The sequence below is a fragment of the Flindersiella endophytica genome (assembly GCF_054779015.1).
The window spans coordinates 471,369-492,606 of the sequence record NZ_BAAGYY010000019.1 but is presented as its reverse complement, the minus strand read 5'-3'; the positions used below and the strand labels follow the sequence as shown (position 1 = coordinate 492,606).

15 protein-coding genes are annotated in these 21,238 nt (G+C 70.0%); 7 read left to right on the top strand and 8 right to left on the bottom strand.

The annotated features are described in order from the left end of the window. Position 1 precedes the first annotated feature (1 nt). The 3 genes from ACYVF6_RS22940 to ACYVF6_RS22930 all read left to right on the top strand — a co-directional run bounded on the left by ACYVF6_RS22940 (position 2) and on the right by ACYVF6_RS22930 (position 2,548). Complete coding sequence (locus tag ACYVF6_RS22940; RefSeq protein WP_460524527.1) at positions 2–862, top strand: deoxyribonuclease IV; 861 nt, start codon at positions 2–4, stop codon at positions 860–862. Next, entirely contained in the window at positions 859–1,821 is a 963-nt protein-coding gene (locus ACYVF6_RS22935) for a DMT family transporter (protein WP_460524526.1), read from the top strand. The genes ACYVF6_RS22940 and ACYVF6_RS22935 overlap by 4 nt, the downstream gene beginning before the upstream one ends. 67 nt (positions 1,822–1,888) lie before the next feature. Then, a complete protein-coding gene (locus ACYVF6_RS22930; protein ID WP_460524525.1) occupies positions 1,889–2,548 on the top strand; it encodes a molybdopterin-dependent oxidoreductase in 660 nt (219 codons plus the stop codon). A gap of 338 nt (positions 2,549–2,886) precedes the next feature. On the opposite strand, the gene ACYVF6_RS22925 is transcribed toward ACYVF6_RS22930, so the two are convergent. The 3 genes from ACYVF6_RS22925 to ACYVF6_RS22915 form a co-directional block, all read right to left on the bottom strand. Then, positions 2,887–6,558, bottom strand: a complete 3,672-nt coding sequence (locus ACYVF6_RS22925; protein ID WP_460524524.1) for an ABC transporter ATP-binding protein — start codon at positions 6,556–6,558, stop codon at positions 2,887–2,889. Positions 6,559–6,570: 12 nt separating this feature from the next. After that, the gene (gene add, locus ACYVF6_RS22920) at positions 6,571–7,587 is read right to left on the bottom strand and encodes an adenosine deaminase family protein (protein WP_460524523.1); all 1,017 of its coding nucleotides are present in this window, start codon (positions 7,585–7,587) and stop codon (positions 6,571–6,573) included. 296 nt (positions 7,588–7,883) lie between these two features. Continuing rightward, entirely contained in the window at positions 7,884–8,924 is a 1,041-nt protein-coding gene (locus ACYVF6_RS22915; RefSeq protein ID WP_460524522.1) for a threonine aldolase family protein, read from the bottom strand. 326 nt (positions 8,925–9,250) lie between these two features. Here ACYVF6_RS22915 and ACYVF6_RS22910 point away from each other — a divergent pair, with 326 nt between their 5' ends. Beyond that, complete coding sequence (locus ACYVF6_RS22910; RefSeq protein ID WP_460524521.1) at positions 9,251–12,382, top strand: AfsR/SARP family transcriptional regulator; 3,132 nt, start codon at positions 9,251–9,253, stop codon at positions 12,380–12,382. A gap of 48 nt (positions 12,383–12,430) precedes the next feature. Further along, positions 12,431–13,687 (top strand): PQQ-binding-like beta-propeller repeat protein, encoded by a 1,257-nt coding sequence (locus tag ACYVF6_RS22905; protein WP_460524520.1) that lies wholly within the window; start codon positions 12,431–12,433, stop codon positions 13,685–13,687. On the opposite strand, the gene ACYVF6_RS22900 is transcribed toward ACYVF6_RS22905, so the two are convergent. Together ACYVF6_RS22900 and ACYVF6_RS22895 are read right to left on the bottom strand one after the other, a co-directional pair. Next, positions 13,688–14,398 carry an SDR family oxidoreductase gene (locus tag ACYVF6_RS22900; RefSeq protein ID WP_460524519.1) on the bottom strand — a complete coding sequence of 237 codons (711 nt, stop codon included), beginning with the start codon at positions 14,396–14,398 and terminating at the stop codon, positions 13,688–13,690. Between the two features lie 13 nt (positions 14,399–14,411). Next, on the bottom strand, positions 14,412–15,431 hold the full coding sequence (locus tag ACYVF6_RS22895; RefSeq protein ID WP_460524518.1) for an aldo-keto reductase family protein: 1,020 nt from the start codon (positions 15,429–15,431) through the stop codon (positions 14,412–14,414). 81 nt (positions 15,432–15,512) lie between these two features. Here ACYVF6_RS22895 and ACYVF6_RS22890 point away from each other — a divergent pair, with 81 nt between their 5' ends. Further along, positions 15,513–15,929, top strand: a complete 417-nt coding sequence (locus ACYVF6_RS22890) for a MerR family transcriptional regulator (RefSeq protein ID WP_460524517.1) — start codon at positions 15,513–15,515, stop codon at positions 15,927–15,929. Positions 15,930–15,960: 31 nt separating this feature from the next. Here the strand turns inward: ACYVF6_RS22890 and ACYVF6_RS22885 are convergent, their stop codons facing one another. Further along, positions 15,961–17,295 (bottom strand): 3-deoxy-7-phosphoheptulonate synthase class II, encoded by a 1,335-nt coding sequence (locus ACYVF6_RS22885; protein ID WP_460524516.1) that lies wholly within the window; start codon positions 17,293–17,295, stop codon positions 15,961–15,963. Positions 17,296–17,307: 12 nt separating this feature from the next. Further along, positions 17,308–18,087 (bottom strand): type I methionyl aminopeptidase, encoded by a 780-nt coding sequence (gene map / locus ACYVF6_RS22880; protein WP_460524515.1) that lies wholly within the window; start codon positions 18,085–18,087, stop codon positions 17,308–17,310. A 66-nt stretch (positions 18,088–18,153) separates the two neighbouring features. Between map and ACYVF6_RS22875 the strand changes: the two genes are divergently transcribed. Then, positions 18,154–20,679 (top strand): DEAD/DEAH box helicase, encoded by a 2,526-nt coding sequence (locus ACYVF6_RS22875; protein WP_460524514.1) that lies wholly within the window; start codon positions 18,154–18,156, stop codon positions 20,677–20,679. Between the two features lie 16 nt (positions 20,680–20,695). On the opposite strand, the gene ACYVF6_RS22870 is transcribed toward ACYVF6_RS22875, so the two are convergent. Next, entirely contained in the window at positions 20,696–21,238 is a 543-nt protein-coding gene (locus tag ACYVF6_RS22870) for a hypothetical protein (protein WP_460524513.1), read from the bottom strand.

Below are 21,238 nucleotides of genomic sequence, written 5' to 3'. Positions count from 1 at the left end.
CTTGTCGTTGTCCCCTGGCTCCCCTGTTGGTTCGCACGTCAAGGCCGCCGGTGGGCTGGCTCGCGGTGCGTTCGCGTTCGGGCAGGACATCGGCGCGGAGGCCGTGCAGGTGTTCGCGGGCAACCCGCGCGGATGGGCGCTGACAGCCGGGGATCCCGAACAGGACAAGGCGTTTCGTTCGCTGTGCTCGGAGCATGGCGTGCGGGCGTACGTCCACACGCCCTATCTGGTCAACCTCGGGTCGCCGACCGCTTCGACGCTCGAACGGTCGGTCGCCTCGATCCGGCACAACCTCGCGCGTGGCGCTGCGATCGGTGCGCTCGGGGTGGTCGTCCACACCGGATCGTGTGTGTCCGAAGGGGCTTACGACGCTGCGCTGCGGCAGGTGCGGGAGGCGCTGCTGCCCGTACTCGACTCGCTTGGCGACTCGGGGCCGGCGTTGCTGCTCGAGCCGACGGCCGGGCAGGGGCGGTCGCTGTGCGCCGGGGTCGACGACCTGCCGGCGTACCTCTCGGCGCTCGACTGGCATCCGCGGGTCGGCATCTGCCTCGACACGTGTCACGTCTTCGCGGCCGGGGCTCCGCTGGACGAGCCCGGCGGTATGTCGTCGACGCTCGACTCGTTGGTCTCGCTGGCCGGCGCCGGTCGGCTGCGGCTCGTGCACGGGAACGACTCCAAGGACCCGCGCGGCTCCTACCGCGACCGGCACGAGCGGATCGGGCAGGGGCGCATCGGCGAGCAGGCATTCTCGGAGCTGTTCGTCCACCCGGCGATGCGCGACGTGCCGATCATCCTCGAGACTCCCGGCGGCAAGGACGCGTACGCCGAGGACATCGCGCTGTTGAAGAAGCTGCGCGGATGACCGGCGATCCACTCGCCCCCGCACCCGCCACCGCTGCTCGTGACCACACCAGGCTGGCGATGCTCGGGCTGCTGGCCGTGACGGCGGTCTGGGGCTCGACGTTCTTCCTCATCAAGGACCTGCTGCTGCGGATGCCGGTGCCTGACTTCCTGGCGATCCGGTTCGCGATCGCGGCGGTGGTGCTGGCGTTGATCGTGCCGCGGGCGGTGCTGCGGCTGTCCACCGCCGCGCGGTGGCGCGGGGTGGTGCTCGGGCTGCTGTACGGGCTGGCGCAGATCCTGCAGACGGCCGGGCTCGAGCACACGGCGGCGTCGGTGTCGGGGTTCGTGACGGGGATGTACGTCGTGATGACACCGCTGTTCGCGGCTGTGCTGCTACGGCATCGCGTACGGCTGCCGGCCTGGGTGGCGGTTGTGTTGGCGACCTTTGGGTTGGGGTTGCTGGCGCTGCGGGGGTTCGCGTTCGGATACGGCGAGCTGCTGACGCTGGCGTCGGCCGGCCTGTATGCCCTGCACATCGTGGGGCTGGGTGCGTGGAGCAGCGGCAAGGACGCGCTGGGGCTGGCAGTCGTCCAGATGGGGGTGATCGCCGTCGTCTGCGGCGTGGCGGCGGTGCCCGGTGGGTTCGTGCTGCCCGCCGGCGGTGGCGACTGGCTGTCTGTGGTCTACATGGCGCTGGTGGCGGGGGCGTTCGCGCTGGTGATGCAGACGTGGTCGCAGGCACACCTGCCGCCGACGCGGGCCGCCATCGTGATGTGCATGGAGCCGGTGTGGGCGGCGGTGTTCGCAGTGCTGCTCGGTGGCGAGTCGGTTACTCTACGTCTGTTGCTCGGTGGTGGGCTGATCCTGGCGGCGATGTACGTAACTGAACTGACGCCGTCGCGGGGGCGAACGGGAGACGTGGCTGGTCGTTCCGCTGGTTCTGCCGGTGGTTCCGCAGGTGGGGCGGTTGGCGGGTAGCCGCCGGACGGCTGGCGCCCCGGTGCAGATATATGCGGCTCCGCCGCGTGTGGGAGGATTGGGTTTCGTGCAGGGCAGCCACCAGGACAACGACATCACCACGTCGGTGTCCCCGCAGCTTGATGCTCGCCGGGCACTTCCCCCCGGCCAGCGTCCGGCCGAGCAGTGGCGCATCGTGCACTACGGTCCGGTGCCGCGGCGGAAAGTCAACGTACGCTGGGACATCACCATCTTCGGTGCGACGGCGTCGGGCGAGGAAGTCACGTTCGACCTGGCTGCTCTGGCCGCCGGCGGCGCCCGCCAGAAGGTCCGCGCCGACCTGCACTGCGTGAGCGGCTTCAGCGTGATGGACCTGCTGTGGGAAGGCATCTCGACGTCGGCGCTGCTGTCGCTGGCCCCTCCACGTTCGGACGTGCGCTACGTCATGGCCTGGGCGGAGTACGGCTACTCCGCCAACCTCCCCTTCTCCGACTTCGAGGCGCCGACGACGCTCATCGCCACCCACGTCAACGGCGAACTCCTCGCCCCCGACCGCGGCGGTCCCGCCCGGCTCGTACTCCCCCACCTGTACGCCTGGAAAGGCCCCAAGTGGCTCCGCGGCGTGGAGTACCTCACCGAAGACCGCCGAGGCTTCTGGGAAGAGCGCGGCTACCACAACGTCGCCGACCCCTGGGCCGAGTCCCGCTACTCCTACCAAGAATCCAGCGGAGACGGCCCACCTCTCTAGACCCTCGTCAGCGTCGCCACAGGCCCTCGTGTGCTGGTCGATGGCTCGTAGACCTTGGTGATCTTCCAGGTCGCACCAGCGAAATCGACGGTGTCGCCTTCGAGCAAGTCCAGATCAGCTGCTCGTCGCTCTCGTTGTCGAGGTTGAGCCGGGTCTCGGCGCGCGACGGCGGGCTGGTCGGGGCATCGCCGGCCTCGTCGGGGACGTCCGGGGCCTTGCCCGGACGATCGAACGCACCACCCATCGGTCACCCCGCGCGCTGGTCAGACGGCACAACGAACCACGGTTCGTAGGCTACGCCATTCGGCGTCCTCGGCCGTCGGCTGAGCGCGCTGTGCTCAACCAGGTGCAGGGCTTCGCGCGGCCTCGCCTGTGAACGCCCGCCACAGTGAGGCGTAACGACCGTCAGCCGCCAGCAGGTCGTCATGCGTGCCGGTCTCGATCACCTGGCCGCCGTCGAGTACGAGGATTCGGTCGGCCTGTTGCGCGGTCGTCAACCTGTGCGCGATCACCAACGTCGTACGCCGCCGGATCAGGCGCTGCGTCGCCGCGGCTACGGCGGCCTCGGTCGCCAGGTCCAGGGCCGCCGTCGCCTCGTCCAGTAAGAGGATCGCGGGGTCTACCAGCTGCGCCCGCGCCAGCGCCAGCAACTGCCGCTGCCCGGCCGACAAGGTCTGTCCCCGCTCCCCCACCGGATGCCGGTAGCCGTACCGCAGCGTCGCGATCATCGGGTGGGCGCCCACCGAACGCGCCGCCTGCTCGACCTCCGCGTCCGACGCCGACGGCCGTCCATACGCGATCGCGTCCCGCACGGAGCCCGAGAACAGGTAAGCCTCCTGCGGTACGAGGCCCAGCTGCCGGCGGTAGCCCGAGAGGTCCAGCGTCCGCAGGTCGACGCCATCGACCAGGACCGCGCCCGCCGTCGGGTCGTAGAACCGCGCCAGCAGCTTCAGCAACGTCGACTTGCCGGCGCCCGTTTCGCCTACCACGGCGACGTTCTCGCCGGGCGCGATCCGCAGATCGATGCCCCGCAACGCCTCTTCGGCGTCCGCGCCGCCATAGCGAAACCGCACGCCGGAGAACGAAAGCGAGCCCGACAACGCACCGGCCGGCACCGGCGCCGCCGCGACCGGCGTGGACGTCGGCGTGCACAACAGCTCGCTGATCCGCCGTACGCCGACCGCCGCGCGCTGGTAGCCGTCGAGCACTTGCGACATCTGCTGGATCGGCGAGAACAGCAACGCGATGTAGAGCAGGAACGCCGTGATGCCGCCCGCCGTCAAGCTGCCGTCGGCCACTCGCCACGCGCCAACGCCGAGCACGATCGCGACGGCCAGCTCGTTGGCGAACTCGATGAACGAGAAGAACACCGCGAGATACGTCTGCGACCGCATCCGCGCGTCGTAGTGGTCGCGCGCCAGCCGCTCGAACTTCGCGATGTTGCGTCCCTCACGGCAGTACGCCTGCGTGACGCGGATGCCGGCGACGTTCTCCTGCAGGTTGGCGTTGACGAGCGAGAGCTTGTCGCGCGCGAGCTCGTACGCCCGGTTGGAGTATCGCCGGTAGATCAACACCACGACGACGAAGCAAGGGATCGTGGCGAACAGCGCCAGCGTCACGCCCGGATCGATCGCGAACATCACGCCGAGCACGCCGAAGAACGACAGCACCGCGACCGCCGCCTGCCCGAAGCCGGTCTGGATGAACGTCGTCAGCGAGTCGATGTCGGTCGTCATCCGCGTCATCAGGCGGCCGGCCTGCTCGCGCTCGTAGTAGTCGAGGCCGAGCCGCTGCAGGTGCGCGTACATCTTCACGCGCAACCAGAACAGCATCCGTTCGCCCGTCCGGCCGGTCACCAGGACCTGCCACCGGCGTACGCCCCAGTCGAGAACGACGGTGCCGAACGCCAGCGCCGACAGGCCGAACAGCACCGCCGTGTCGTGGGCCTGCACGCCCTGGTCGACGCCGTGTCGCGCCAGCCAAGGTACGGCGAGCTGGCACGCCGCGTCGAGCACGATCAGGCCCATCGTCAGCAGCAGGCCGGCGCGGAACGGTCTCCACAGCCGCCGCATCTGGAAATCGGTGTCCGGCTGCCTGGCTTCGGAGATCGAGACGCCAGGCGTCTCGGTGAGCGGTGGCAGCCGGGCGACCAGCTGCGCCTTCTCCGGCGGCAGCCCGACCGTGCCGAACGCTCCGGTGCCCTCCTCCGGCGGCGCATGCTCCCACAGGCTCGCCGTGAGCTCCGGCGCGGACGCGGACACCGACGCCGACGACTCGCCCTCGATCTCCTCGTCGTGGCCCGAGAGCAGCAGCCGGTAGCGGGCGCATCGCGCCAGCAGCTCCTCGTGCGTGCCGACGTCGACGACCTCGCCGTGGTGCAGCACAGCGATCCGGTCGGCCAGGTGCAGCGTCGAACGCCGGTGCGCGATCAGCAACGTCGTACGCCCGTGCATCACCTGCCGCATCGTCGCGTGGATCTCGGCCTCGATGCCCGCGTCGACCGCCGACGTGGCGTCGTCCAGCACCAGGATCGGTGGATGCAGCAGCAACGCCCGGGCCAGCGCGACCCGCTGCCGCTGGCCGCCGGAGAGTGTGAGCCCACGCTCGCCGATCTCGGTGTAGTAGCCGTCCGGCAGGTTACGGATGAACCGGTCCGCCTCAGCCGCCCGCGCGGCATCGATGATCTCCTCGGACGTCGCGTCCGGACGGCCGAAGGCGATGTTCTTGCCCAGCGTGTCGGAGAACAGGAAGCTCTCCTCGAACACCATCCCGAGCCGTTTCCGCAACGACACAAGCGAAAGCTCGCGGACGTCCTGCCCCCCGATCCGCACCACGCCGGACTGCGGGTCGTGGAAGCGCGCCAACAGCAACGCGACCGTCGACTTGCCGGATCCCGTCCCACCGACCAGCGCCAGCGTCTCGCCGGGCTCGACCCGCAACGACACGCCGCGCAGGACGGGATGCCCGTCGTCGTACCCGAACGTCACGTGGTCCAGCTCGATCGACAGCGAGCCGTCCGGCGCCGGACGGGCGTCGGCCCGGTCGGTGATCGTGGGCCGCGCGTCGACGAGCTCGAAGATCCGCAGCAGTGCGGCCTGCGCCTGTTGCAGGAACTCCAGCTGCCCGACGAACCCCACGACCGGCCCGACCATCGACGCGAGGTAGGTCGCGAACGCCAGGAACGTGCCGATCGTGATCTCGCCGCGCAGCGCGAGCCAGCCGCCGAGGGCGAGCACGCAGATCTGCCCGAGCGCGGGAATCGCGTTGTACGTGGGCACGAACCGGCTGGCGAAGCGCGTGCGCCGGATGCCCGCGCCGTACAGCTCGGTCGCGGCGGCCTCGAGCTTCTCCTGCTCGCGCTGCTCCTGGCCGAAGCCCTTCACCACGCGGACGCCCGTGACAGCTGCCTCGATGACGCCGGCCAGCTCGCCGGTCCGATGGGAGTAGTCCCAGAACGACGGGAACAGCACGCGGCTGCCACGCCGGGCCGCGAAGTACAGCAGCGGCAGCGTCACCAGCGCGACGATCGTGAGCAGCGGCGACAGGACCGCCATCACGACCAGTGAGACCACGAACATCAGCAGGTTCGTGGTCACCATGCCGACCTGCAACGCACGCTGCACGGCGGTCACGTCGGAGATCGTGCGGCTCACGACCTGGCCCGTACGCAGCCGGCCCTGCTGGTCGCCGTCCAGCCGCTGCAGTGCGGCGAACACGTCGGTACGCAAGGCGTACTCGACACCGATCTGCACGCGGCCGATGAAGTAACGGCGGACCAAGCTGGCCAGGAAGCGCATCGTGCCCGCGGCGAGCAGCAGGAGCAGCCAGGGTGCGAGCGGCTGCCGCTTGCCGAGGATCACCTCGTCGACGACCTCGCGGGCGATCAGCGGAATCAGCGCGGCTACGACACCGCCGACGACGATGCCGACGATCGCGAGCAGCAGCGAGTTTCGGAACCGCCAGCAGTAACCGCCGAGACGACGTAACCAGGACTCGCTGCTGGACTCCATCGGCAAGCGATCCTAGCCGTGCGGCCCGCTCATCAGTGCGTCGATTTCGGCACGGAGTCCGCGTTTGGTCGGCTCGTCGCAGAGGGCGGCATCGATGCCGGTACGCGCGATGCCGGCCAGTTCGGAACGGGTGAGGCCGAACGTCTCGGCGACCTTGGCGTACTCCTCGTCGAGCGTGATGCCGAACATGCCGGGATCGTCGGTCGACAGCGTGACCGGTACGCCGAAGTCGAGGAACCGCGGCAGCGGGTGCACGTCGAACCGGTCGACCGAGCGCGTGCAGACGTTGGACGTCGGGCAGGCCTCGACCGGGATCGCGTGGTCGCGCAGGTAGTCCAGCAGCCGCGGGTCGGTGACGCCACCGATCCCGTGGCCGATGCGTTCCGCGCCGAGGTCGTTGATCGCCGACCAGACGTTGGCCGGGCCGGTGGTCTCGCCCGCGTGCACGACCGAACGCAAGCCGGCCTCGCGCGCGATCGTGAACTGCCGGCGGAACTGGGCGCGGCCGACCTCGCGGCCGGCTAGTCCCAACGCCACCAGGCCTTCGGGACGATGCCGGAGCGCGTAGGCCAGCGTCTCCCAGGCGCCCTCCTGGCCGCGCGAGCCGGGGATGTCGATGATCCAGTTCAGCCGGACGTCGTGGTCGGCGTGCGCGAGCTGCCGGCCGCGGGCCAGCGCGTCGGTCAGCTCGTCCGGTTCGACGCCGGTCGAAAGGAACGACAGCGCGGTGACGGTCACCTCGGCGTACCGCACGTTGCTTCGCGCGGCGTCCCGGGCCAGGCCGGTGACCAGCGCGACCACATCGTCGCCGGTACGGATCAGGCCGTCGACGAGGTGGCAGACGTCAAGGAAGTGCGGGAAGTCGCGGAACTCGTAGAACTTCGCGAGCTCCTCGGCGTCGGTTGGCACACCGGCGTAGGGGTGGCGCCGGGCGAGCTCGAGCACCGTCTCGGCGGACGCGGAGCCGACCAGGTGCAGGTGGAGCTCGACCTTGGGCAGGGCAGCAATGAACGAACGAAGTGCGGACATGGAGAACCTCGGCGGTATCGATGCTGACAGGAAGACAACAGCTGTGCAGAGATCCGCCGAAAGTTAGGGCGCAAGGTCGCCGCGCTCGTGGTCCATCCCGTACAAGGGGAAGGTCCTGTCGATCACGAGGCCAACCATGCGTCGAGCTTAGCTCCAGTCGGTCTGGTATCGCGAAAACCGTAACAGGCTGGCTTGCGAATGACCACGTTAACCACGCCAGTAGGACCTTCGCCACGACCCGGGGCGTGGTTCACCAGCTAATTACGTGGTTAACGTGGTCATTCGCGACGCGCTCCTCAGCCCCGGACGGCTTCGATCAGTACGTGGGCCGCCCGGTGGCAGGCCGCCCGGTCGACGTCGAGGTGGGTGACCAGCCGCAGCAGGTGCGAGCCCAGCGCGCCGACCAGCACGCCTTCGCGCTTGGCGTGGTCGGCCACCTGGTCGGCGGTACGTCCTGTCGTCGACACGTCGATCACGACGATGTTGGTCTCGACCTCGGCCGGCTCCACGACGCCCGGCACCGCGTCGGCCAGGGTCTCGGCCAGCAACCTGGCGTTGGCGTGGTCTTCGGCCAGGCGGTCGATGTGGTGGTCGAGCGCGTAATGGCCCGCGGCCGCGAGCACGCCCGCCTGCCGCCAGCCCGCGCCCAGCCGCTTGCGCCACACCCGTGCCTCCGCGATCACCTCGGCGCTACCGACCAGCAACGACCCGACGGGCGCCCCCAGGCCCTTGGACAGGCAGACCGACACGGTGTCGGCCAGGTCGGCGTAGTCGCCGAGCCCGACTCCGCTGGAGATCGAGGCGTTCCACAGCCGGGCGCCGTCCAGGTGGACGCGGACGCCGGCCTCGCCGGTGATCTCGCGCAGCTTGCGCAGAGTGGTGTAGGACTGGATCGACCCGCCGCCGAAGTTGTGGGTGTTCTCCACCGCGACCGCCGCGGTCGATACGAAGTAGGGTCCGGCGTCGGGTGCCAGCAGCGCGCGGACGGCATCGAGATCGACCAGCCCGCGGGGCTCGGACCAGGTGCGGGTGGTGACGCCGGAGACCACCGCGTGCCCGCCGAGCTCGGCCCGGGCAACGTGAGCCTGCGCCTCACACAGCAACTCCTGGCCGGGCCGCACCAGCGCGCGTACGCCGAGCAGGTTGGCCAGCGAGCCGCTGACGGTGAACAGCGCGGCGGGCTTGCCGAGCAGAGCGGCGACCCGCTCCTCGAGTGCGATGCACCCCGGGTCCTCGCCGTAGACGTCGTCGCCGACTTCGGCTCGCGCCATCGCGGCACGCATGCCCTCCCCGGGCTTCGTCACGGTGTCACTACGCAGATCGATCAGAGCCGTCACGCGTACAAACCTACGGCAAAACAATGGGTTACCGACTGGTGCTTGGTGCGTGGATTCCGCGCATCGTGCGACTCACCCCTTGCCCCGTTCAAGAACGTCCGCCAGTTGGACGGCGGTTCCGAGAGACCGTCAGCGCCGGTTTCCTTTGGGCTCCCCCGCCAGCACCCCCGTTTCGGCGCCTGGCCCCTCGGAACCACCGGAACGAGCATGCGATGCCGGAGTTGTCGCGAACCTTTCAAAAAGCTTGTCGCGTATCTTGCGACGACCGGTTCTGGTGAAATGGGACTCGGACAGGCTTTGACAAGCAACACGGAGGGTGGCGGTCGGTGAGTCAGGACGTACAGATCCGGCTGCTTGGCCCGGTCGAGCTGTGGTCCGGTGACCAGCAGATCGCCGTCACGTCGGCCAAGCAACGCTGCGTGCTGGCCGCGCTGGCGCTCACACCGGGTCACCTGGTCCCGATCGACGTTCTGGTCGACCGGGTCTGGGGCGAGTCCCTGCCTTCCGACGTACGCGGAGTGCTCTACAGCTACGTCGCCCGGCTGCGCAAGACGCTCGGTGAGGGCGTCGACATCATCCGGCGGTCGGGCGGATACCTGCTCGACGTCTCGGCCGAAGCGGTGGATCTGGCGAGATTCCGGCAGCTCACCAAGCAGGCCAAGCAGGCCCGAGGCACCGAGCCGGAGCAGTCGGCCACGTTGCTGCGCACCGCGCTCGCGCTCTGGCGCGGCGCTCCGTTCGTCAACCTGGCCGGCGAGTGGGCCGTCCGGACCCGCGACAACCTGCTGCAACAACGGCTCGGCGTACTGACCGACCTCGCGGAGCTGGAGATCTCGCTCGGCCGCGAGGCCGCGCTGGTCGACGAGCTGGCCGGGTGGGTCGAGGAGTACCCCCACTCGGAGCCGTTGATCGCCCGCCTGCTGAGCTGCCTGGCGCGGACGGGACGGCGGGCCGAGGCCCTCGACCTGTACGCACGTACCCGCGAGCGGTTCGCCGACGAGCTGGGCGAGGAGCCCGGCCCCGAGCTGCAGCGGCTGCACCAGCGCATCCTGCGCCGCGACCCGACGCTGGAGGCGCCGGTCGAGCCGGCTCCGGCAGCCGAGCCGCCGGCCGCGGGTCCGGCAGTTCTGGCCGCTTCGGCAGGTGGCGCGGCGTCGGCATCGGGACCGGCTCCGGCCACCAGCGTTCCCCGGCAGCTTCCCCGCCGGGCCGGCAGCTTCGTCGGGCGGACGCCGGAACTGGCGGCCGCACAGGCCGCCCTGCGTCGCGCCGACACCGGCGGCTGCGCGGTCGTCGCGGTGTACGGCCCCGGTGGCATCGGCAAGTCGGCGTTGGCGTCGGAGATCGCGCACTCCGTCGTCGAGGCGTTCCCCGACGGCCAGCTCTACGCCGACCTGCAGGCGGGCGCCGGGGCCGGCGCCGGGCGGCCGGGAACCGGCACGCTGGAGGTGCTGAGCCGCTTCCTGCGCGGGCTCGGCGTCGACAGCGGCGCGGTGCCGGCCGATCCGTACGAAGCGTCCGCGCTGTTCCGTTCGCTGACCGCCGACCGCCAGCTGTTCGTCGTACTCGACAACGCCGGTACGGCCGCGCAGGTACGCCCACTGCTGCCGGCCGGCATCGACTGTGCGGCGCTGGTCACCAGCCGGACACCGCTCACGACGCTCGACGACGCCGTGCACATCGGCCTCGATGTGCTGTCCCCGGACGACGCGGCCGCGGTGCTCACCCAGCTGGACGCGACGGGCCGGTGCGCGGCCGAACCCGAGCTGACGCTGCGCCTGGCCGAGCTGTGCGGCCACCTCCCGCTGGCGTTGCGGATCACGGCGGCCCGGGTAATGTCACGGCCGGCCTGGCCGGTCTCGGCGTTCGTCGAACGACTGGAGGACCGGCGGCGCAGGCTCGACGAGCTCGGCCACGCCGACCTGGACGTCCGCGCCTGCTTCGACATCACGTACCGCACCTTGGCCGACAGCGACGACCTCGCCGGCCAGCAGGCAGTGCGGGCGTTCCGCTTCCTCGGCCTGCTCGACGGGCCCGACATCGCCACACCGATCGCGGCCCGGCTGCTCGACCTGCCCGAACGCGAGGCCGCCGACGCCCTCGACCGGCTGGCCGACGCGCAGTTCCTGCAGAGCCCGGCCCCCGACCGGTTCCAGATGCACGACCTCGTACGCGACTACGCCAGGGAGATGGCGCACGAGCACGAGACGGTGGACGCGCGCCGGGCGGCGCTGGACCGGGCCTGGGCCTGCTGGACGGCGACGGCCGCACGGGCCTCCCAGCTGATCCGGTCGGGCCCGCGGAACGCCAAGCTCGACACGACCGGCGCGCTGCCGCTGGCGGATCGCGCGGAGGCATTGGCCTGGACCGAGCAGGAGTACCCCAACCTGCTCGCGATCGTCTACCAGGCCGCGGCCCGCGACGACGAGAGCTCGCGTACGACGATGCTGGTCGTGACCGCGCTCGGGCCGTTCCTCGACATCCGTACGCTGCGGCTGGACGCCCGGCACTGCCTCGAGCAGGCGCTCGCGGTCGCCCGCAAGCTCGGCGACGAGCGGGCCGAGGCCGACCACGCCGAGCGGATGGCCTACGGGCTGACCTCGCAGTCGAAGCTCGACGAGGCCGAGGAGTGGTACGAGCGTTCACTGGAGATCTGCCGCCGGATCGGGTACCGGCACGGCGAGGGTGTGGCGCTGAACAACTACGGCTCGCTGTTGTCGCAGCGGGCGCAGTACGACCGGGCGATCTCGATGCTCGCCGAGGTCCTGGACATCAAGCGCGAGCTCGGCGACCGGCACGGCGAGCGGATCGCGCTGTTCAACCTCGGCACCTGCCTGACCTTCGTCGGCCGCTACGACGAGGCGATCTCGACCCTCGAACGTTCGCTCGCCAACGCCCGCGAACGCGACGACGCGGTCGGGCAGGCGGTGACGCTCAACAACCTCGCGTACGCCCTGCTGCTGAAGGGCTCACTGGACGAGTCGGCGCAGGCGGCCAGGCGCGCGCTGGCGATCAACCGTTCGATCGGCAACTCTCGTAGCGAGGCGGTGAGCTTGGCTGCGCTGGGCAGCGCCGAACTGTCCCGCGGCCGCCCGGCGGAGGCGATCGAGCTGCTCCAGCAGGCGATGACGATCGCGGACGAGCTGGGGTTCGTCCGGCTGAAGGCCGAGCTGCACGCCGACCTGGCCCGCGCGCTGCGCCTGTCCGGCCGGGTGTCGCTGGCCATCCGCCACGGCGAGCAGGGGCTCGTGGCCTGCCGCGCCGGCACGATGCCCTTCGAGGAGGCGATCGTCCACTGGCGACTCGGCGAGGCGCTGCTGGAGGGCGGCAAGCCGCAGCGGGCGCAATGGTTCCTGCGGGAGGCGTACGAGCGGCTACGGGAGTACGGCAACCCGCAGGCCGAGCAGATCAGACCCCTTCTGGAGGACGCGTCGGCCGCGGAACACAACGCCGGGTGACTCGCACGCCAGCGCCACGCCAGCGGTGACTGACTAGAGTGCCCCGCCATGAGCCGCCGGTGGAAGGTTCTGCTGATCGCCGCGCTGATCGTTTGCGTGTCCGGGGGCTCGATCGTGGTCGCGAGGCTCATGGCGGACTCCGTCGTGCGGCCGCCGCCCGCGGGCTCCCCTGCAGGCGAAGTGCTGGCATGGGCGACGGACGATCTCGTGGTCTCCACAGCGAAGGGCGCCGGCCAGATCGTCGCCCAGACCAAGTCCGACGGTTCGGTCCGCTGGACGTACGACCTGCCGGACGGTGTGATCTGTGCCGCGAGCCGGGGCGTCCTGAACGGCGCCGTGGCACTGGCCTACGGAGCTGACGGTGCCCGGCAGGACAGCTGTGAGGGGCTTCTCCTCCTCGACCTCGGCAGCGGCGAACCGAGGTGGGACGTGACGCCGCCAGGCGACCTCTCAGCGGTCGAGGTCGCAGGCGGCCACGTCGTAGGCGCGCTGCGGAACTACGACCGGCAGAACATAGACGTCGTTGCCGGGTTCGACGCAGCCGCGGGCGATCGGCGCTGGGCGTACGAGTCGGAGTGTCACGGCATGAAGCTCCGAACCTCCGACGACGGCTTCGTCGGCGGCCGGGAGCGGATCGCGTTCGCCGGCCGCTGCGGGGCTGGCGCGTACCAGCCGAACGAGGTTCGCATGCTCGACGCGGTGACTGGCCGGCTGATCTACAGCCTCCAGCTCCAGAGCCAGGACTCGGACGCCCAGATCCTGTCGGCGGCACCACTGGTGGTGTACCAGACCGTGGCGGATCCCACGGGCGCGCCGGAATCCGGTTCGGTACAAGGCCTCGTCCAGGTCGTCGACGGTGTGCCGGGGGCCTGGAGTCCCACGTACTTCCGGGTGAAAGCCCATCCCGGCCAGCGCATCGGCGACCGTTCCGACGTCATCGACCACCGCTTCATGGTCGTGACGACCGAAGCCGGCGGCTGGGCGACCTGGGATCTGAACGGCGGCAAGGACCATTGGAGACGCGCACGGATCACCGCCGAGGTCGACGGCGATCAGGCAACCGCCAGCGGTCTCGTCAGGACGAGCGGGAAGGGCGTTCTGGTGACGGCCGCAACCCGCGCTGGGAAGTCCGGGAAGCCCGGGAAGATGGCCGTGCTCCGCCTCAACCCCCTCACCGGCGAGGGGACGCCGCTCAGCCACCTGCTGGACATCGACCCGGCCCAGCCCGGCACGTGGCTCGCCGACGGGCGACGCGCCTACGTCGTCACCGGGCCTGGCAGGGTGGCAGCCCACCGGATCAGCTGATCAGCGCGGTGAGCCGACCGTGCGTACGACCAGGGTGTTGACGTCGACGTTCGGTGGCTGGCCGAGCGCCCACACGATCGTGGCGGCGAGCTGGCCGGCGGTCATGTAGCCGCCCGGGCGGTCCGCCGGCGGGCCGCCCACCGGGTCGAAGAACGCGGTGTCCGTCGCGCCCGGAGCGACCAGCGTCACGCCCACACCGTCGGCCGCGACCATGAGCCGGGTGTTCTCGGCCAGGCCGGTCACCGCCCACTTGGTGGCGCCATAGATGTTGCCCGGCGTGTGGATCACGCCGGCCACGCTCCCCACCAGCACGATCCGGCCCTTGGTACGCCTGAGCGCGGGCAGCGCGGCGTGGATCAGCAGTGCCGGACCGAGCACGTTGGTCAGCACCATGTCCCGCCAGCCGGCCGGGTCGCCGTCGGCCAGGTCGTCGTGGGTCGCGTAGCCGGCGTTGGCGATGGCGGCGTCGAGGCGGCCGAACTTGCGTACCGTCGCGTCGACCGCCGCCTGAACAGCCTCGTGGTCGGCGGCGTCACCTTGGAGCGTGAGCAGCTCCGCCGGTTTGCCGAGGGTGGCGGCGAGCTCGTCGAGCCGTTGCTGGCTACGGCCGGTCACCGCGACGCGATAGCCCTGCTCCAGCAGCTGACGGGCCGCCGCGGCTCCGATGCCGCTGGATCCGCCGGTGATCAAGGCGACACGAGTGTCGGTCATGAGTTCGGTCCTCTCAACCGGCGTTGTCGAGCCGCTCGCGCAGCTCCGCGTCGAGCTTCAGGTCGGTCGCGCCGAGCACCTCGTCGAGCTGCTCCAGCGAGCTGGCCGAGAAGATCGGGATGAACGGCGTGTCGCCGCCGAGCATCCAGGCCAGCACGACCTGGTTCGGCGTCGCGCCGAGCTCGCCGGCCACCTCGTCGAGCACGTCCAGGCGGCGCCAGCTCGACGCGTGATCCCACTGCGTACGCGGGACTTCGAGCTTCCGCCAGGTCGACACGTAGTCGGTCGCGGTGCTCGGCGCCTGGTGACGGCGCGCGTAGTAGCCCGCGAACAGGGGCGAATAGCAGAGAACCGTCAAGTCGTCGTTGCCGGCGGCGCGGTAGTCGAGCAACTCGTCGCCGACGGCGTAGACCGTCTGGTGGCCTGGCCGTGGCCAGAGGTAGGTGTGAAACTGCTGGACGCAGGTGTACGGCGCCCAGCCGCGTTCGTTCGCGATCCGGCGGGCCTCGGCCAGTCGCCAGGTCGCGTGGTTGCTGCAGCCGATCACGCCGGCGACGCCCTCGGCGGCCAGCTCCGCGTACGTGCCGACGGTCTCCTCCTGCGGGACCGACCGGTCATCGGTGTGGGCGTAGTAGAGGTCGATCCGCTCGACGCCCAGCCGGCGCAGCGATCCCTCCACGGCGGTGCGAATCGCCTTGCTGGACAGGCCTTCGTAGTTCTCCCGGCTCGGGTCGTCGGGCACGGTCGTACGGCCGCCGGCCTTGGTGGCGATCACCACCTCATCGGACGCGCCGGCGCGCGCCTTCAGCCAGCGCCCGAGCAGCTCCTCGCTCTGGCCGCCCTGGCCGCCGCCGAGCCACTGGTTGTAGTTGTTCGAGGTGTCGACGAAGTTCCCGCCGGCCTCGCGGAACCGGTCGAGGATCGCGAACGAGGTGGCCTCGTCGACGCGGGTGCCGAAGTTCATCGCGCCGAGGCAGAGCCGGCTCACCGGCAGGCGCAGGCGATCGTCGCCGATCGCTTGGGTTTCGATCATGCGCGGCACAGTAGGAGCTAGAGGGCACTCTAGGTCAAGCGCTGCGCAGGCGACCGCGCCATGACCACCTACTCTGGAGCCATGTCGCAGGGTTTGAGCATCGGGCAGGTCGCGGAGAAGACCGGGCTCTCCATCCACACGCTCCGCTTCTACGAGCGCGAAGGCATCCTGCCGATCCCTGTCACCCGCGACTCGGCCGGCCGGCGCGTCTACACCGACAACGACGTCGAGTGGCTCACGATGTGCACGAACCTGCGTGCGACCGGCATGCCGCTGGCACGGATCCGGCACTACACCGGGCTGGTTCGCCACGGCGCCGGCAACGAGCGCGAACGGCTCGAGGTGCTGAACGAGCACCGGGAGCGCGTGCACGCGCAGATGCGGCAGCTGGAGGCGTGCCTGGAGCTGATCACGTACAAGATCGGCTACTACGAGAGCGAGCTCGTGCGCGGCTCGGTCGACGAGCCGTGCGTCGTCGTGGAGACCCCAGACCAGTAGCCGGCGTCCGATCGGGCCGGTCGCCGAGCCGCTACGAGCGGTGCAGCATCTCCGCGACGAGGAACGCCAGCTCCAGCGACTGGGTGCGGTTGAGCCGCGGGTCGCAGGCGCTCTCGTAACGGCTCACGAGGTCGGCCTCCGACAGCTCGTACCCGCCGCCGAGGCACTCGGTCACCTCGTCGCCGGTGAGCTCGATGTGGATGCCGCCGGGCACCGTCCCGAGCGAGCGGTGCACCTCGAAGAAGCCGCGCACCTCGTCCAGCACGTCCTCGAACCGCCTGGTCTTGTAGCCGTTCTCGGTCTCGAACGTGTTGCCGTGCATCGGGTCGCAGACCCAGCCGACGGTCGCGCCGCTCGCGGTGACCTTCTCGACCAGCTCCGGCAGCGCCTCGCGGATCGTGCCCGCGCCCATCCGCGTGATGAACGTGAGCCGGCCGGGCTCGTTGTCGGGGTTGAGCAGCTCGATCATGCGCAGCGCGTCCTCGACCGTCGAGGAGGGGCCGAGCTTGACGCCGACGGGGTTGCGGATGTGGCGGGCGAACTCGATGTGCGCGCCGTCGAGCTGCCTGGTGCGCTCGCCGATCCACAGGAAGTGGCCGGACGTGTCGTACGGCAGGCCCGTCCGGGAGTCGATGCGGGTCAGCGCCGACTCGTAGTCGAGCAGCAGCGCTTCATGGCTGGAGTAGAAGTCGACGGTCTGGAACTCCGCGGGCTCGGCACCGCAGGCGTGCATGAACGAGATCGCACGGTCGATGTCGCGCGCCAGCCGCTCGTAGCGCTCGCCGACCGGGCTGTCGCGTACGAAGTCGGTGTTCCAGGCGTGCACCTGGCGCAGGTCGGCCTCGCCGCCGACGACGAACGCGCGGGCGAGGTTGAGCGTGGCGGCGGAGTGGTGATAGACGCGGACCAGCCGGTCGGGGTCGGGCCGGCGGGAGTCCTCGGTGAAGTCGAAGCCGTTGACGGCGTCGCCGCGGTAGGCCGGGAGCGTCACCTCGCCGCGGGTCTCGATCGGTTTGGAGCGCGGCTTGGCGTACTGGCCGGCGATCCGTCCGAGCTTCACCACGGGCAGGCTGCCGGCGTAGGTCAGGACGATCGCCATCTGCAGAATCGTGCGCAGCTTGTTACGCAGCGCGTCCGCACCCACGCCGTTGAACGTCTCGGCGCAGTCACCGCCCTGCAGGAGGAAGGCGTTTCCCGCGGCAACGTCGGCGAGCTTGGCTTTCAGCCGGTCGCACTCTCCGGCGAACACCAGCGGCGGGAACGTCCGCAGCTGAGCGGTGGCGGCGTCGAGCGCCGAGGGATCCGGCCACTCCGGCTGCTGGGCGGCCGGGAGGGTCCGCCAGGCGTCGAGATCGTTCACGGCCACAAGATTACGGACTCAGGGCCGCTCGCCGTCCCGCCGGGTGAGCACGAGCGAGCCGCTTTCGGTGATCGCGACGGAGTGCTCGGAGTGTGCCGTACGCGAGCCGTCGGCCGAACGGATCGTCCAGCCGTCGTCGTCGAAGACGATCCGGTCGGTCGTACGGCAGAACCACGGCTCGATGGCGAACGTCAGGCCCGGGCGGAGCTTCAGCCCGCGGCCCGCGCGGCCGTTGTTGGGCAGGTGCGGGTCCTCGTGCATCGTGTGACCGAGGCCGTGGCCGCCGAACTCGAGGTTGACCGGGTATCCGAACTGCTCGGCGACCGATCCGATCGCGGCCGAGACGTCGCCCAGCCGGTTACCGGGCTGCGCGGCCTCGATCGCCGCTTCCAGCGCGATCTGAGTGGCGCGGACGATCCGGACGTCCTCCTCCGCGGCGGTGCCGACGATCACGGTCATCGCGGAGTCGGCCACCCAGCCGTCGATCGAGACGGCCAGGTCCATGCTGAGCACGTCGCCGTCGCTCAGGACGTAGTCGTGCGGCAGCCCGTGCAGCACGGCGTCGTTGACCGACAGGCAGATCACATTGCGGAACGGCCCTTTGCCGAACGACGGCGCGTAGTCCCAGTAGCAGGACTCGGCGCCGCGCTCGCGAATCTTGTGCCGGGCCTGTTGCTCCAGCTCGAGGAGATTCACGCCGACCGCCGCAATCTCGGCCAGCTCGGTCAGTACCTGGGCGACGAACTGGCCCGTCACGTGCATCTGCTTAATCTCAGCAGGCGTCTTCAGCTCAACCATCGGTATAGTTATACCGCATTGGTGGCCAGCGCTGCCGCAGTGGCGGGATCACGGCAGGATGGAGCGGTGCCCTCCACCGACCACCGCCCAGACCGGCTCACCGACCGCCTTCCGGAAAGCTCCGATCCCGACGAGCTGTTCGACGCGTTCGCCGACTGGAACAAGCAGCGCGGCCTGACGCTGTATCCAGCGCAGGAAGAAGCCCTGATCGAGGTCGTGTCGGGTGCGAACCTGATCCTTTCCACGCCGACCGGCTCCGGGAAGAGCCTGGTCGCGGCCGGCGCGCACTTCGCGGCACTCGCCGAGCGGAAGCGCAGCTTCTACACCGCGCCGATCAAGGCGCTGGTCTCGGAGAAGTTCTTCGACCTGTGCGCGCTGTTCGGCAGCGAGAAGGTCGGCATGATGACGGGCGACGCCGCGGTCAACGCCACGGCGCCGATCATCTGCTGCACGGCCGAGGTGCTGGCCAACATCGCGCTGCGCGACGGCGAGAGCTCCGACGTCGGGCAGGTCGTGATGGACGAGTTCCACTTCTACGCCGAGCCCGACCGCGGCTGGGCCTGGCAGATCCCGCTGCTCGAGCTGCCGCACACGCAGTTCATCCTGATGTCGGCGACGCTCGGCGACGTCGAACGGTTCGAGCAGGACCTGAACCGCCGTACGGGCCGGCCGACCGCGGTGGTGCGGCACGCCCAGCGACCGGTGCCGCTGCGGTTCTCCTACGTCAAGACACCCTTGCACGAGACGCTCACCGAGCTGCTGGAGAACATTCAGGCGCCGATCTACGTCGTGCACTTCACCCAGGCCCAGGCGATGGAGCAGGCGCAGGCGCTGACCAGCATCAACATGTGCACCAAGCAGGAGAAGCAGGCGATCGCCGACCTGATCGGGCACTTCCGGTTCACGACGCGGTTCGGGCGCGCGTTGTCTCGGCTGGTCCGGCATGGGATCGGCGTGCACCACGCCGGGATGCTGCCGAAGTACCGGCGGCTGGTCGAACGGCTCACCCAGGCAGGGCTGCTCAAGGTGGTCTGCGGCACCGACACGCTCGGCGTCGGCGTGAACGTACCGATCCGGACCGTGCTGTTCACGGCGCTGTCGAAGTACGACGGGCGACGGGTGCGGCTGCTGCGGGCACGTGAGTTCCACCAGATCGCCGGACGGGCCGGGCGGCCGGGCTTCGACCCGATCGGGTACGTCGTCTGCCAAGCGCCCGAGCACGACGTCGAGAACGAGAAGGCGCTGGCCAAGGCGGGTGACGACCCGAAGAAGCGGCGGAAGGTCGTACGCAAGAAGCCGCCCGAGGGCTTCGTCGGCTGGGGGCAGGCCACGTTCGAGCGCCTGCAGGGCGCGGAGCCGGAGACGTTGCAGTCTCGCTTCAAGGTGAGCAACGCGATGCTGCTCAGCGTGATCGCCCGGCCGGGCGACTGCTTCGCGGGGATGAAGAAGCTGCTGACCGACAACCACGAGGAACCGGCTGCGCGGCGGCGGCACATCAGCCACGCTGTCGCGATCTACCGCTCGTTGCTGGCGGGCGGCATCGTGCGGCAGCTGCCGCATCCGGACGCGTCCGGGCGGACTGCCCGGCTGACCGTGGATCTGCAATCCGACTTCGCGCTGAACCAGCCGTTGTCGACGTTCGCGCTGGCGGCGTTCGAGCTGCTCGCGCCCGACTCGCCGAGCTACGCGCTCGACATGGTGTCGATCGTCGAGTCGACACTCGACGACCCGGGGCCGGTGTTGCGCGCGCAGCTGGACAAGGCGCGCGGCGAGGCCGTGGCGCAGATGAAGGCCGACGGGGTCGAGTACGAAGAGCGGATGGCGCAGCTCGCCGAGATCACGTACCCGATGCCGCTGGCCGACGAGCTGCTGTTCGGTGCGTACGAGACGTACCGGCAGGGCCATCCGTGGGTCGGCGACTACGCGCTGGCGCCGAAGTCGGTCGTGCGCGACATGTACGAGCAGGCGATGACGTTCGGCGAGTACGTCATGCACTACCAGCTGGCCCGATCGGAGGGCACGCTGCTGCGCTACCTCGCCGACGCGTACCGCACGCTCAACCAGACCGTGCCGGACTCGCTGAAGACCGAGGAGCTGCAGGACCTAATCGAGTGGCTCGGAGAGCTGGTCCGGCAGGTCGATTCCTCGCTGCTGGACGAGTGGGAGGAGCTGCAGAACCCCGCGGAGCACGAGCTGAACGAGGCCACCGTCCTCGACGACCGGCAGCCGCCGGTGACGGCGAACCAGCGAGCGTTCCGGGTGCTGGTGCGCAACGCGTTGTTCCGGCTGGTCGAGCTCGCCGCGCGCGAGCAGGAGACCGAACTGGCGGAGCTCGCGCCCGACGTCGACTGGCCGTCGGCGCTGGACGCGTACTTCGACGAGCACGACGAGATCCCGACCGGCCCGAACGCCCGCGGCCCGGCGCTGCTGATCCTCGAGGAGGATGCCACGGCCCGGCGCTGGAAGGCGCGGCAGATCATCGACGATCCGGACAGCCACCACGACTGGGGTATCAACGCCGTGGTCAACCTCGACGCGTCCGACGAGGAGGGCCACGCCGTACTGGAGTCGATCACGTTCGGGCGGCTGTGAGCCACGGGCCGAGCGGTCATCGCCAGACGATCGGCCCGGGCCCGATGTAGTCGTCGCGGCTCGGCTTGGGCGTCTTCTCCCAGTCCCAGACCTCGACGTCCATGCCGTACGGCGGTTCCTTGTACTGGATCTCGCGGATCGGCACGTCCTTGGTCGAGAGCCCGAGCACGCAACCTTCCCAGTGAGCACCCTTGTGACCGAACTCCTCCGGCCCGAGATCGCTTTCGGTCGGGCATCCAGGTAACTCGCCGCCGGACAGGACGAAGCCGGGACTCTCACCGCCGCGGGCCAGCGCGTCGAACTCCGGCAGGTGCGGAGACAGCGGATCTCCGCTCTCGTTGGTGAAGGTGACCTTGGCGTAGTAGGCCGTGGCGGACTTCAGCCGCTTCCTGGCTTCGGAGTCGAAGTTTCCCTCGACCTTGGAGCCGGGTGCCTGCTGGATCCGGTCGACCACGATCCCCATGACGCCGTAGACGTAGATCCCTTCGGCCAGATGAAGCTCGCGCGTGGGCACGATCGCCTTCTGCCCGAACGTAAGGACGGTTCCCGGTTTCGTCAT

Excerpts from the sequence above, each read along its gene's own strand:
- add (WP_460524523.1), bottom strand. The coding sequence starts at position 7,587 with ATGTCCGCACTTCGTTCGTTCATTGCTGCCCTGCCCAAGGTCGAGCTC.
- map (WP_460524515.1), bottom strand. The coding sequence starts at position 18,087 with ATGGTTGAGCTGAAGACGCCTGCTGAGATTAAGCAGATGCACGTGACG.
- ACYVF6_RS22905 (WP_460524520.1), top strand. The coding sequence starts at position 12,431 with ATGAGCCGCCGGTGGAAGGTTCTGCTGATCGCCGCGCTGATCGTTTGC.
- ACYVF6_RS22935 (WP_460524526.1), top strand. The coding sequence starts at position 859 with ATGACCGGCGATCCACTCGCCCCCGCACCCGCCACCGCTGCTCGTGAC.
- ACYVF6_RS22925 (WP_460524524.1), bottom strand. The coding sequence starts at position 6,558 with ATGGAGTCCAGCAGCGAGTCCTGGTTACGTCGTCTCGGCGGTTACTGC.
- ACYVF6_RS22895 (WP_460524518.1), bottom strand. The coding sequence starts at position 15,431 with ATGATCGAAACCCAAGCGATCGGCGACGATCGCCTGCGCCTGCCGGTG.
- ACYVF6_RS22870 (WP_460524513.1), bottom strand. The coding sequence starts at position 21,238 with ATGACGAAACCGGGAACCGTCCTTACGTTCGGGCAGAAGGCGATCGTG.
- ACYVF6_RS22900 (WP_460524519.1), bottom strand. The coding sequence starts at position 14,398 with ATGACCGACACTCGTGTCGCCTTGATCACCGGCGGATCCAGCGGCATC.
- ACYVF6_RS22890 (WP_460524517.1), top strand. The coding sequence starts at position 15,513 with ATGTCGCAGGGTTTGAGCATCGGGCAGGTCGCGGAGAAGACCGGGCTC.